Annotated in this window: 10 protein-coding genes; 5 read left to right on the forward strand and 5 right to left on the reverse strand. The window is 35.5% G+C overall.

The features are described 5' to 3' along the window. Positions 1-3 precede the first annotated feature (3 nt). Positions 4-843 (reverse strand): carboxylating nicotinate-nucleotide diphosphorylase, encoded by an 840-nt coding sequence (gene nadC / locus KQI76_RS01335; RefSeq protein ID WP_216398499.1) that lies wholly within the window; start codon positions 841-843, stop codon positions 4-6. A 589-nt stretch (positions 844-1432) separates the two neighbouring features. On the opposite strand from nadC, the gene KQI76_RS01340 reads away from it, so the two are divergent. Beyond that, positions 1433-2650 (forward strand): hemolysin family protein, encoded by a 1218-nt coding sequence (locus KQI76_RS01340; protein ID WP_216398500.1) that lies wholly within the window; start codon positions 1433-1435, stop codon positions 2648-2650. A gap of 250 nt (positions 2651-2900) precedes the next feature. Beyond that, positions 2901-4307 (forward strand): MATE family efflux transporter, encoded by a 1407-nt coding sequence (locus tag KQI76_RS01345; protein WP_216398501.1) that lies wholly within the window; start codon positions 2901-2903, stop codon positions 4305-4307. Between the two features lie 412 nt (positions 4308-4719). Here KQI76_RS01345 and KQI76_RS01350 read toward each other — a convergent pair whose 3' ends face one another. From KQI76_RS01350 to KQI76_RS01365, 4 genes are all read right to left on the reverse strand, one after another. Next, the gene (locus KQI76_RS01350) at positions 4720-5265 is read right to left on the reverse strand and encodes an NADPH-dependent FMN reductase (RefSeq protein ID WP_216398502.1); all 546 of its coding nucleotides are present in this window, start codon (positions 5263-5265) and stop codon (positions 4720-4722) included. Positions 5266-5837: 572 nt separating this feature from the next. Beyond that, positions 5838-6440 carry a superoxide dismutase family protein gene (locus tag KQI76_RS01355; RefSeq protein ID WP_371817632.1) on the reverse strand — a complete coding sequence of 201 codons (603 nt, stop codon included), beginning with the start codon at positions 6438-6440 and terminating at the stop codon, positions 5838-5840. 387 nt (positions 6441-6827) lie between these two features. Next, complete coding sequence (locus KQI76_RS01360; RefSeq protein WP_216398503.1) at positions 6828-8252, reverse strand: 6-phospho-beta-glucosidase; 1425 nt, start codon at positions 8250-8252, stop codon at positions 6828-6830. Positions 8253-8655: 403 nt separating this feature from the next. Next, positions 8656-9489 (reverse strand): MurR/RpiR family transcriptional regulator, encoded by an 834-nt coding sequence (locus tag KQI76_RS01365; protein WP_216398504.1) that lies wholly within the window; start codon positions 9487-9489, stop codon positions 8656-8658. A 207-nt stretch (positions 9490-9696) separates the two neighbouring features. Here KQI76_RS01365 and KQI76_RS01370 point away from each other — a divergent pair, with 207 nt between their 5' ends. The 3 genes from KQI76_RS01370 to KQI76_RS01380 are packed head-to-tail and all read left to right on the forward strand — an operon-like array spanning position 9697 to position 13089. Continuing rightward, entirely contained in the window at positions 9697-10566 is an 870-nt protein-coding gene (locus KQI76_RS01370) for a DUF8171 family membrane protein (protein ID WP_216398505.1), read from the forward strand. After that, on the forward strand, positions 10563-12296 hold the full coding sequence (locus tag KQI76_RS01375; RefSeq protein WP_216398506.1) for an ABC transporter ATP-binding protein: 1734 nt from the start codon (positions 10563-10565) through the stop codon (positions 12294-12296). The genes KQI76_RS01370 and KQI76_RS01375 overlap by 4 nt, the downstream gene beginning before the upstream one ends. Further along, entirely contained in the window at positions 12268-13089 is an 822-nt protein-coding gene (locus KQI76_RS01380) for an energy-coupling factor transporter transmembrane component T family protein (RefSeq protein ID WP_216398507.1), read from the forward strand. Before KQI76_RS01375 ends, KQI76_RS01380 begins: the two co-directional genes overlap by 29 nt. Position 13090: the final 1 nt, after the last annotated feature.

The following is a 13090-nucleotide window of genomic DNA, read 5'->3' on the forward strand; positions in this document are numbered from 1 at the left end:
CCCTCATTTATCTAGTAAAACTTCAGCACTAATATCTAGTGCGTGATATGAATGTGTTAAAAATCCAAGAGAAATATAGTCAACCCCTGTCTCACGAAAAAGTGCTAAATTCTCCATATCAATTCCGCCTGATGCTTCTGTAATAATTGAATCAGGCACAAGCTTTATCAACTGTGCAATCTGATCCGGCGGGCAATTATCAAACATAATAATATCCGCACCCGCTTCAACAGCCTCAATGACTTGCTCTTTTGATTCTGTCTCCACTTCAATCTTTACCATATGACCAGTTTGACTTCGTACGAATTGAACTGCTCGCTTAATCGAACCAGCAAAAGATATATGATTATCTTTAATCATCACCCCGTCATACAAGCCAAATCGGTGATTATAACCACCGCCACAACGAACAGCATACTTCTCGATCATACGAAGTCCCGGGGTTGTTTTTCGTGTATCACAAATCCTAATTTGATCATTGTTTAATCTTGCTACAGCTTTAGAGGTTAATGTAGCAATACCACTCATACGCTGGATCAAATTAAGAATCACCCGCTCTCCTTTTAATAAATCTGTTATTTCTCCAGTGACAAGCGCCAATTGTTGACCCGGAACCACCTGATCACCATCACTAGCAACAATGTTTACATCCATGCCTGAATTCAGTATTAAAAAACCCGTTTGAATAATATCTTTCCCACAAAAGATACCTGCCTCTTTAGCCAAAAAGACAAGTTTACCTTGTTTTCCTTGTGGAAAGATCAAATCTGTTGTTTGATCGCCTTCTCCCAAATCTTCAATAAAAAAATTCTCTAGTATCCTTTTCAACTTAACTTGATTCATATTGACAAGCCACATCCCTTTTATATTTTTTGAGCATGCGTTTTTTCCCATCACGAAATAACTGACTTAATCTTATCTATCACGTTCACTTTTATCAGTATTTTTAATCAAATTAGTAAAATAGTTAAGTGTAAAATGACTGTATCTAAAATCAAATCAACTTCCCCAGTTAATTCCATTCTTTATTGACAAATAACCGGTGTCTTGTCATCTATCTTTACATATGATCGGATAAAAAACAAGGTTTTTTACTGCTAATTTTGAAAGCTTCCAATTCCCTCTAATCATGACTTGCTTCTATGCTCGGAAACTGTGGTTTTATGCGCGCTAATCACACTTCTATGCTCGGCAATTCTACTTTTATGCGCGGAAATGGGACCTTTATGCGCGACAAACGCAGTTTTATGCGCGGAAACCCATTTCTATACCATATATACAGGGATTTTCCCAATTATCAAACAATAATCAGATTAAGTGAAGATTGTTATAGACTTAATTTTAAAAGATATTACTTTTCTATATCTGGGTAATAGTATATAATTAAGTCAACTAAATATATTTTATTGGTATCAATAAGGAGGAAATTTTCGTGATCATTGCGATCATCTTTTTATTATTTGCTTCATTTTTCTTTTCTGGAAGCGAGACAGCTCTAACATCCACAAATAGGATAAAGTTGCAAACTAAAGTAAGAAACGGTGACAAAAAGTCAGAAAAATTATTAGACTTAGTTTCAAAGCCTAGCGAATTTATTACAAGTATCTTAATCGGAAACAATATAGCAAATATCGTTCTGCCAACTCTTGTAACAACCATTGCCATCGATTATGGCTATAATGTCGGAATAGCAACAGCAATATTAACTATTGTTATCATTATTTTTGCAGAAATTGTGCCAAAATCAATTGCAGCTGCATTTCCGGAGCGAATCTCATATATTGTCTATCCGGTTATTGCAGCTTTCGTTTCTATTTTCAAGCCAATAACTGTTACTGTAAACTGGCTAACAACCCTAATTACTAAAGCTTTATCTAAAGATGAACCTGAAAGCGTATCCGTCTCAAAAGAAGAATTAAGAGCAATCATTGAAATTGCGGATTCTGAAGGGATGTTCCAAAAAGATGAATCTTATCGTATTAAAGGCGTCCTTGATTTTCATAATTTAAATGTTAAAGACGTTTTAAAGACACCCCGAGTTGAAATTGTAGCATTACCACACAATTCAACTTATGATGAGGTAAAAAAAGCTTTACTTCAATATCCATTCTCAAGGTATCCTGTTTATGATGAAGATATTGACCATATTATTGGCGTCTTTCATTCCAAGCATCTGATTCATTGGTCTGAACAACAAGAGAAGTCTTTAGAAAACTTTATTGATGAACCTTTGATTGCATACGAATTTCATTCAATTGAATGGGTCTTTAGACAAATGACAATTGAGAAAAAACATATGGCTATTGTTTTAGATGAATATGGTGGAACAGAAGGTATTCTAACACATGAAGATATTATCGAAACAATGATTGGACTAGAAATTGAAGATGAAACAGATTTAGAAGGTGATCTGTTGGTTGAAAAGTTAACCGAAACTGAGATCATTTGTGATGGTAAAATCACTTTACATCGTTTGAATTCGATCTTTGGAACTGACATTCCAGAAGAAGAAGATGTACTTGCTGGTTATTTATTAAAAGCATTTAATAACTTTCCTGCTGAAAATGATGTTATGGAAAGAAACAATTTGACCTTTAAAATTTTAAAAGTTGATGGAAGAACTATTGACAAAGTACAAATTATTAAGTAAAATTCTTTAATCTAATGAATATTAATTTGTTTAATTTAAAATAAATTTACCACCCTGTATTGTAGATTAATATGTTGAAATCCTTACCCTCAATCATTGAGTCTTATCTCATTTTCATAGTAGGGTAAATAAAATCAATCATACTGGGATAAACCCTTGATACAAAAAGATGATCTTGGCTTTCATTCAGATCATCTTTTTCATGCTTGTAGACATACAATGACTTATTGCATTAAATAGGAGGTGCATGATGGGGAAAGATATGACATCCGGAAACCCTTTGAAATTAATACTTTTCTTTACTCTTCCAATGTTGTTGGGGAATATATTCCAACAATTTTATAGTATGGCTGATACATTTATCGTTAGCCAGACACTGGGTATGAATGCCCTAGCTGCCGTTGGTTCTACCGGTAGTATTACCTTTTTAATTCTCGGCTTAGCTATTGGGTTAACAGCAGGATTGGCAGTGATCACCGCCCAACGTTTTGGTCGAAAAGATGAAGCCGCTTTAAGAAGTAGCTTAGGTGTCAGCTTAATAATTGTTGCGATTGCAAGTATGATCTTAACAATCTTAGCAACAGCAAATACAAGGGAAATTTTAATATTAATGCAAACACCTCCAGAAATCATTGATCAAGCTCATGATTATTTAGTAATTATCTTTGCTGGAACAGGAGCAACTGTTTTGTTTAATTATCTATCCAATGTGTTGAGAGCAATTGGTGATAGTCGAACACCGTTAATCTTTTTAATCATTGCTTCTATCTTAAATGTCGTTTTGGACTATCTATTTATCCTAGCCTTTAATATGAATGTGGAAGGGGCAGGATATGCGACTATTATTTCTCAAATTGTTGCCTCGATTCTTTGCCTGCTTTATATAAAGAAACATGTTCCTATTCTTCGGATTCACAAAGAGGATTGGACACTGAAGTGGTCAGAGTATAAAGAGCATTTACGAATTGGACTTCCTTTTGGCTTTCAATATTCCATTATTGCAGTTGGAACCATTGCGGTTCAAATTACACTAAATCAATTGGGTGCACTTTCTGTTGCTGCTTATACCGCCGCTTCCAAAATAGATCAATTATTGACAATGCCACTTCAAACCATCGGAGTAACCATGTCGACTTACGCAGCTCAGAACTTCGGGGCTGGGAAATTTGATCGAATAAGAAAAGGCGTTCGTGTCGCATTAAAATTAACAATCAGCTATAGTATTACAATTGGAATCATCTTATGGTTTAATGGTCGCTTCTTATCATCATTTTTTGTTGATGGAAACCATGAGGCTGTCTTGGATTTAACAGATCAATTCTTTAAAATTCAATCACCATTTTATACATTTTTAGCACTTATCTTTGTTTTGAGGCTTACATTACAAGGATTAGGGAATAGTTTTGCCCCTACATTAGCAGGAGCAATGGAACTTGTCGCTAGAATATTCGGGGCAATTATACTCTCGAAATTATTTGGTTTTCGCGGGGCAATTATGTCTAATCCATTAGCATGGATTAGTGCTGTCATTCCATTAGTTTTATCGTACTATTATACCCAGCGTTTATTGACAAATTCCCCTACGCCATTAGCACTTAAGTTGTCCCTTGGTTCAAAAGGAATTGTTCAAGCCGTTAATACCCTAGAAGATAATTAAAAAAATAAACTTTATTCGAGGCCACTGAAAAAGTAAAGCATTAAAAATTAACTAGTCACTTATCAGTATTTTTAAGGTTAAGTTTGGACTATACTCCCTACCTTAGCTTTAAAAATACGCTAATTATAACTTTTTCAGTGACCTTTTTTTATTCTGGGACAGTTTTCTCTCCATTGAACAGGAGATGAAGCTATCAGATCTTTCACAGCTGGTTGCTTCCAACTGTCTTCTTAATTTCCCTTACTTATTAATCTAAGTGTTATGGATAGTTAAAATGTGACAAAATAATTTAATTATACTGTCCTTAAATATCCTTATCTGTTTTTAAAAAATAAAAAAAGGCCAAATCCTAATTAAGATTTTAGCCCTGATAAGTTTTTAGTTGATCATGGTTAAATAAAAGTACCACTTGCTATTGGTATTTTTTTATTAAATCAACAAAGCTGTCGACAAATGATTGCAAAAACTGAATCGTTTGTTCATTATTTAGCTTTCCATTCTCATCTAATAAGTCTGGGGAATTAGCCAGATACACTTCTGGTTGTTGGACGACAGGCATATTTAGAAATGTTAGTGATTGACGTAAATGATGATTCGCCCCAAAACCACTTAGCTGACTAATTGATTGACTAATAATAGCCGCCGGCTTAGCATTCCAAACACTTTCCCCATAAGGACGTGAACCTACATCTATTGCATTTTTTAATACACCTGGTACTGAGCGGTTATATTCTGGAGTAACAAACAATACTGCATCAACACTGCGAATCGCATCCCGAAATGAAACATATTCTTCTGGTGCATTGCTATCATATTCCTCATTATAGAGTGGCAACTGGCCAATTTCGACAAACTCCGTCTGATAGTCTTTTGGAAATAGACTAGCAACGTTTTCTGCAATTTTCCTTGAAAAAGACTCTTTTCTCAAACTCCCCACTATTACGGCTACCTTTACCATCTAATCCCGTCCTTTCATTTTATTTATTCAAGTATTTAAAAAACATTTGCGTTAACATGCTATAAACCATTTAATTACTTGATTATAAATTTAGCGACAAACTTAAACCCAACAATATAATAGATATAATTAACATTCCCATTTCAAGTGATCTAAAACATTTCACTGCTCAACTTATATTGTTGAATGAATTATACCAATAGCTCACTAGCGCCAATTGGGTCGTCTACTTTGTTCGATCAAATAAAGAACAGTGGGGGCCACAGGATCTGGTGGGTTTAGTTTGCCTTCCCCTTATCCCCACTGATCTTTGCTTGAGATAAGAAAACTTTAATTTTCCTAATCACCAGTCCTGCCCTTCATATACTTTGAAGTGAGAACCCTTTGTCTAAAATCAGATTAACAGTGGTACTTTTTAAACTTTTGGAGGAAGCTTGGAAAACCAAAGTTAAAAATTTGAGCATATTTATCCTTTGGATAGAAAATGATTTTTTTGCTAGCTCTACAGATATTTTTGGCCTTAACTCGGATTAATGAGCTAAGGCCTTTTTATAAAAGTGATTATTTACTAATTATTCTCCTATTACCCCACAAGCGATTCTTTTTCCTGAATTTCCTGAAGGCTGTGAAATATAATCATCAGGATTCGCATGAATGACTAATGAGGTCCCTGCTTTCGTAAATAGGGTATTTTCATGATCACGTTTGAGACTTACCATTGGTGCATCCAACTCCGCATAAACAGTTCCATCTTCATTCACAACAATATTTTCAAGGTCACCAGCATGAGGACCTTCTGGGTGTTCAAATCCATGTTTGCTGTTTGTAGGATTATAATGTCCACCGGCTGATTCAAAATCTGGTGGAATACACTCCCCTACTTCATGAATATGAAAACCATGCTCACCCGGTGGCAGGTTCTCCCCTTCAAGTACAATATGAACGCCATCCGTATCTTTTTCTGTCAATGTTGCTGTTGCAACTTGCATTCCTTCACTATTCATTAATGTAACAAGTACTTTTTCCTTCGATGCATTCGTTTCAATAGCCTCATCCTCTTGATTATTATTTATCTGTTCTCTCTCCTGTTGGCTATTCCATTCTGAAGATTGACAGGCAGATAAAATAAAAGTAAAGAAGAGGATCGTACAGAAGATAACGGTTTTCTTTCTCACTTATTCAGCACTCCTTTCGGGATTAATCTGTATTTATTCATAGTTTGTTCAAATTCACTTAAATTTAATCAATAAAGTGAAACTTCAATCAGTGGAAACAAACCCATTAAATAGAGCTTTAATCAATCTCCGAAATTTCCACATCATATCTATAAATAAACCAATAGAAATGCCTAAATTTATTTTTCTAGGGCCATCATCATTCTTAATCATATGCAATTAATTGATTATTTCCCTTCAATAATTAAATCTATTTCTAGTAGAACTTAATTTGAATGAGATATTTTAAATTCAAGTTAAAACGATTTACCCAGAACAAAGCCGGTGTTGATTTAACTCCAACAATCAACACCGGCCTTAGTTTAATTATTTTATTCAAAATTAGACTTACAATTGTTTTCCGTTTGATTCAATCACTTTTTTATACCAATCAAATGACTTCTTCTTGTAGCGCTTCCCAGTTCCATTTCCTTCATTATCACGATCTACGTAAATAAATCCATAACGTTTTTTCATCTCGCCTGTACCTGCGCTTACTAAGTCGATACAACCCCAAGAAGTGTATCCGAGTAAATCGACTCCATCTTTAACAGCTTCTATCATCTGTTCAAGATGGGCTCTCATATAGTCAATTCGATAATCATCCTCAACTGTGTTGTTTTCAAGCTTGTCCACTGCACCTAAACCATTTTCTACGATAAAGAGTGGTTTTTTATAACGGTCGTATAGATGATTCATTGTTACCCGTAAACCTACAGGATCAATTTGCCAACCCCACTCAGAGGCTTTAAGATGCGGATTTTGAAGTGATGCAAATGCATTCCCCGAAGTACCATCCTCATATTTACTAGGATCGGCACTTGTTAGACGTGATGAGTAATAAGAAAATGAAATAAAGTCTACAGGATATTGTTTTAAAATTTCTACGTCACCCTGCTCCATCTCAATTTTAACATCAAGATCTTTAAACATACGTTTTGTATAGGATGGGTATTCGCCTTGTGATTGAACATCAATAAAGAAATATTGATGGCGGTTTGCCTCGATTGCTTTCATCATATCATCAGGATGACATGAATAAGGATAGACCTCACCAGCGGCAAGCATGCAGCCCACCTTAAAGTTTTCACCATTAATTTCCTTCGCTGCTTTCGTCGCTAAACTTGAAGCCACTAACTGATGGTGAGCAGCTTGAAATTTAACTTGATCTTCATTTTCACCTTCCTCGAACATTAATCCCCCGCCAAAGAATGGAATATGAAGCACCATGTTGATTTCATTAAAGGTTAGCCAATATTTTACTTTATCCTTATATCGTTCTAAGATAACTCTTGCATAACGTTCATAAAATTCAATGAGCTTCCGGTTACGCCAGCCACCATATTCAGTTGCTAAATAAAGTGGTGTATCAAAATGATTAATTGTTACTAAGGGTTCCATTCCATACTTGTGACATTCATCAAATAGATCATCATAGAATTTCAGTCCCGCTTCATTTGGCTCCAACTCGTCTCCCTTTGGGAAAATTCTCGGCCATGAAATCGATGTCCGGAAAACTTTAAAACCCATCTCAGCGAATAGTTTAAGATCTTCTTTGTAGCTATGGTAGAAATCAATTGCCTCATGGCTAGGATAATGATCATAAGTAGTTGTTAGCGCCTTTTTAGGATGAGCTAAGGCATCCCAACGTTTATCGCCACCAGCTGGTAATATATCAACTAAGCTCATTCCTTTGCCGTCTTCCTGATAAGCACCTTCCGCCTGGTTTGCCGCAATCGCACCACCCCATAAGAAGTCTTTTCGTAATGTCATATTATATACCTCCTCATAATTTATAGATTAGCTTTACTTAAGTATAGGCAAGATAGTAATCAATTAAAAGGATAATCATTCGGGAGTTCTAACCCCTTCAATAGTTTTTATACCTAACCGCAGTTTTCCCAATAGGGGAGTATCTCTTAATCCACACAAAGTGAAACTTCAAAAGAGAACACTTTATGATCACTGATTGTTCCTTAAGTGAACCAAGATATGACATCCCTTAACCCCTTCAAAATTCCCCAAACCAATTTAGGTTGGTAGATTTAAGTAGATCGCTATATAGGGACAACCGCATTTTGAAGTTTGGTTGTTTAGTTATTAATTACTCATCTATATATAACTCAAATAAACAAAGGTTCCACCATTATATTCTTTAGTGAAACCTTTGTTTGATTTATCTAGGTAATTCATTTGAAAACTTCCCTCTTAATTCACTAAGAGTATCTAAACGTTCCAAATTTTCTTCTTTATTCTTTAACCCGATCGCAATAATAATATTTTCAATTAAAAAAGTAGGGCCAATCATCGAGTGAAACTCCCACATTTCTCCTCTACTTGCAAAAAGGCTGACTGTAGCATTATTGGTAAAACTCGAAACCAGTTGATCAGTAATAATTATGGTCTTGAAACCAACTTCCTTTGCGTGCTTCAAAATGACTTGGGCTTCTGGTAATAAACGAACAAAGCCAAAGATAAGAACAACATCATCCTTTGTAAGATGGATCAGATCTTCTAGTATTTCACTCCCGCCCTTTTGCAAAATTGAAATTTTTAAATTAAATCTAGCTAAACGATATTTCATTAATTCAGCTAAACCATAGGATGGACCCGGGGCATGAATATATAGTTGTTTAGCCTTTACTAATAACTCAATCGCTTGATTAAAGTCTTGTTGTGAAAAGTATTCGATTGTCTTTTGAAGATGGTTGATTGATAAATGCAATTGATGATGCTCGATCTCACCATCATTTACATGGTTCATTATATGCTCCATTTTTCCAGCGGGGGAAATATTCAACTGCTTTCGCATCGTCGTTTTAAACTCTTTGAAATTTTTATAGCCAACTGTTCGCCAAAAACGTGAAACTGAGGCGATACTTATTTGGAGCGCATCTGAAATCTCCTGTTCGGTTGAGAGTAAAACAAAATTTAAGTTTTTCTGAATATAGTCTGCAATTTTATATTGATTTGGTGACATCGATTCAGTATCCCAATTTAATTTCTCCATGTTCATTTCCCTCCTATATCCCCTTATTAAAGAAACTCCTTTTTTTAGATTTTATCATACAAAATCATTGGAATTAAACTGAATGTAATTTTTTTATCATTAAATTTGTAAGGAAATAAAAATTACATAAGCTTTACATCCTTTTTATACTTACTTAATATTTTCCAATTACAATGAAGGTAAGATAACCAAAGGAGGGTTCTACTCATGAATCAAATACAAAAAAGATATGTCTTAACAAGCTCGCAAAAAATGATGGTCTTTATATTGTCAATGTCCTTGTATGGCCTGTCCAATATGATCACCGAATTGGTGCCATCTATTTATGTTGGCCCAGTTGAATTTTCAATTGAGTATTTTGCCTTTATTCCACTCACACTAGCCATGTTGTTCCATCCACTTTATGCAGCAATTGGGGCGTCACTTGGTGAAGTGATTTTTGGTGAAATCATGCTTGGACAATTTGGAGGTTTTGGTGAAGTAGAGAAGTTTCTATCTTTTTCACTTGCGATCTTCATTGCGGGTACCCTAGTTAAAGATCCGACAAACCGTCGGCAAGTAGGAGTTGCAGCAATCTCTGGTGTTGTTATCCATCAATTTATTAGTATGATGGTTGACATCGGTAAGGTCTGGATTGGCGTTGAGGAATTGGAGGCAGTATCTGGACTTGCTGAAAGTGTTGTAGTTATTGAGGGATTTTCCTTTCTAAATGATATCTTATTTTCTGGAATTCTCTTTGCACTACTACCAACACTTTATCTTGTACCACGTTTATATGGGAAAATTGAACCTTTACTCGGGATGAAACCAAGAGATAATACGATGAAGTTTTCTACAAGCGAAATCATTACACCCCGTCTAATTAGTGGTGGTGTCATACTAGCATTACTAGCCTTTTGCTCTGAGGTTCTTTCAGAAACAGACTTTAATCGTGAATGGGATTCCGGTCTCGAAGGGAGCTTGATCTGGGTCAGTATTGCCCTATCTGCAATCATTGCAATCATCACGATTGTATATTTACTCAAAAGAAAAACTAAGACAAATGTAACTTATCCAGATTTGAGGGAAACTCAATGAATAAGGAACAAATTAGAATTGAGGAAGTATCCTTTAAATATCCAGGTAGTAAGGAACCTGTTCTAAATCAAGTTAATCTGACGATTGAGCAAGGTGACTTCCTTGCTATTATTGGGAGTAACGGAAGTGGCAAGTCGACACTTTGTAAATTATTAAATGGCCTCATCCCACATTACTACGTTGGCGATTTCTCAGGTGAAGTTTTTATTGACGGCCTAAATACAATGGATCACAAAGTGGCAGAACTCTCTCGTTATGTGGGATATGTCTATCAAGATTTTGATAATCAATTAGTTCGGGCACGAGTATTAGAGGATGCTAGTTTTGCCCCTTTAAACTTTGGCTATCCAGATTATCAAGAGCGTGGCAAACGTGCACTTGAACTCGCTGGACTAACGGGACACGATGATGAATTTATTTGGCAACTAAGCGGTGGACAAAAGCATTTACTAGCCCTTGCCGGTGCTATTTCATTGGAACCAAAAATACTGATTATTGATGAGCCGATCGCCCAACTCGATCCCTTCCATGCTAAAGAAATCTATGATGTATTGAAAATGTTGAATGATAAATATGGTATGACCATTATTGTCATCGAACACCATACTGAGTTCATAGCTGATTACTGTAAACATGTCGTCCTGATGGATCAGGGGTCAATTGTTTGGAAAAATAAAACGGCTGATGCTTTAAGATGTGTTGATCAACTTTTTTCCAGACAGATCTTTCCACCTCAAGTGACTCAGGCTGCTTTTCAATCTCAGTTGTTTCCAAACACTGCCTATCCGATTACACTCACAGAGGCAATAGATTACTTTCCCCAAAACCGGGGTGAAACAAGGGTCAAAAATCATCCACTAGAACGTGAAGAAATAAGTTCTTCAATCATCGAGCTAAATCAAGTAAAGTTTTCCTACAAAACGATTACCCGATCGAAGAAAACGATCCTTAATGGCATTAATCTAACAATTAATGATGGGGATCGAATCGCATTAGTAGGAAATAACGGTGCTGGTAAGTCAACACTTATGCGATTAGTCACAGGTGTGGTCAAACCTGAACAAGGCGATGTCCTTGTTAAAGGGATGAATACAAAAGATTATTCTCCGGAAAAACTAGCTGACTTTGTTACTTATATCTATCAAAATCCTGAGGAAATGTTTATCGAGGATTCAGTAAGAAAGGACGTAGAGTTTTTCTTAAAAGCACGAAAGGTACCTGATTATAAGGCGAGTGTTGATCAAATCCTGGAGCAATTTGACTTAAGTGATCTACAGCACCGGGACAGCCGATTAATGAGTGGTGGTCAACAGCGAAGAGCTTCACTAGCTATTGGTGTAGCGATGAATCCTTCCATCATTCTACTTGATGAACCAACAGCCAATCTTGATATTGCAACAAGAAAACAAATTACCAAATTAATTCATAAACTAAAAGATAAAGTCGAAGCAGTTATCATCGCAACTCATGATATGCAATTAGTTGCTGAATGGGCAAATCGTATTATCGTCCTGAAAGATGGACAGGTGCTCCATGATGGTACAAGGGAAAGTGTTTTTAATAATCATAGTTTATTGAATTTAGCGGGGCTACATCCGCCTCAAATCATGACACTAAGTCAACAGCTAAATATGTCACCTGTTTCATATACAGTCAATGATTTTGTTGAAGCAATAAAGAATCACGATGAGGAGGTTCATGATGGAATACGGGCAAAAGTTACTGGATAAACTATCTGTTGAACAAATTAAAATTGAGCTCTTAAATACAGCCTATGGTAACGATCAAACCTTTTTAGCTAAACTTGATCCAAGAACATTATTTATTTGGTACTTATTTTTTGGCTTTGCTCCATGGTTTATTTATAATCAGGCAATCTTGATTGGTTTGTTTACTTTTGTCGTCATGATGATGCTTGTCACAAGAGCAAGTCCATTAATCATAATTATTCTTTGTTTAGGTTTGTTAGGACAAGGGGGATATTTATTGATTGCTTCTTTATTCTTTGGTGGTGGTTTAAGTACAATGATGCCGCTTCTTCTATTAACGTTGAAGCTCTCAATTATTTCACTAGCAAGTATTGCTGTTTTTACATCGATGGATCCGGAGAAGTTAAGTGATGGATTATTAAAAATTGGTCTACCAGGGCAAGTATCATTTAGTATTTCTTATGCCTACCGGATGCTACCTAGCCTAATTGAAGAATACCATCATGTCTTTCTATCGTTTCGTTTACGTGGAAAGGCACCAGAAAAACATGGTTTCCTTTATTGGCGAACAATCAGTTATTTTATTAAAATTGCAATTTTTTCCTTTTACCCATTAATGTTAACAACAGCAAAAAAAGCCCGCACAACAGTTGAAGCACTTGAAACAAAGGGGAGCTTTTATGCCTTCAATCATCCAAAGGTAAAAGCAATTAAACTCGCTCATTTAGAATTTAAACCACGCGATTATGGTTTTCTAACCTTTTCATTTATCTATCTTGTTAGTTTGTTTGTTATTGGAATTAATTATTTTTAAA

The sequence above is a fragment of the Amphibacillus sp. MSJ-3 genome, assembly GCF_018919165.1.
Taxonomy (GTDB): Bacteria; Bacillota; Bacilli; order Bacillales; family Amphibacillaceae; genus Amphibacillus.

Excerpts from the sequence above, each read along its gene's own strand:
- nadC (WP_216398499.1), bottom strand. The coding sequence starts at position 843 with ATGAATCAAGTTAAGTTGAAAAGGATACTAGAGAATTTTTTTATTGAA.
- KQI76_RS01360 (WP_216398503.1), bottom strand. The coding sequence starts at position 8,252 with ATGACATTACGAAAAGACTTCTTATGGGGTGGTGCGATTGCGGCAAAC.
- KQI76_RS01365 (WP_216398504.1), bottom strand. The coding sequence starts at position 9,489 with ATGGAGAAATTAAATTGGGATACTGAATCGATGTCACCAAATCAATAT.
- KQI76_RS01380 (WP_216398507.1), top strand. The coding sequence starts at position 12,268 with ATGGAATACGGGCAAAAGTTACTGGATAAACTATCTGTTGAACAAATT.
- KQI76_RS01350 (WP_216398502.1), bottom strand. The coding sequence starts at position 5,265 with ATGGTAAAGGTAGCCGTAATAGTGGGGAGTTTGAGAAAAGAGTCTTTT.
- KQI76_RS01370 (WP_216398505.1), top strand. The coding sequence starts at position 9,697 with ATGAATCAAATACAAAAAAGATATGTCTTAACAAGCTCGCAAAAAATG.
- KQI76_RS01345 (WP_216398501.1), top strand. The coding sequence starts at position 2,901 with ATGGGGAAAGATATGACATCCGGAAACCCTTTGAAATTAATACTTTTC.
- KQI76_RS01375 (WP_216398506.1), top strand. The coding sequence starts at position 10,563 with ATGAATAAGGAACAAATTAGAATTGAGGAAGTATCCTTTAAATATCCA.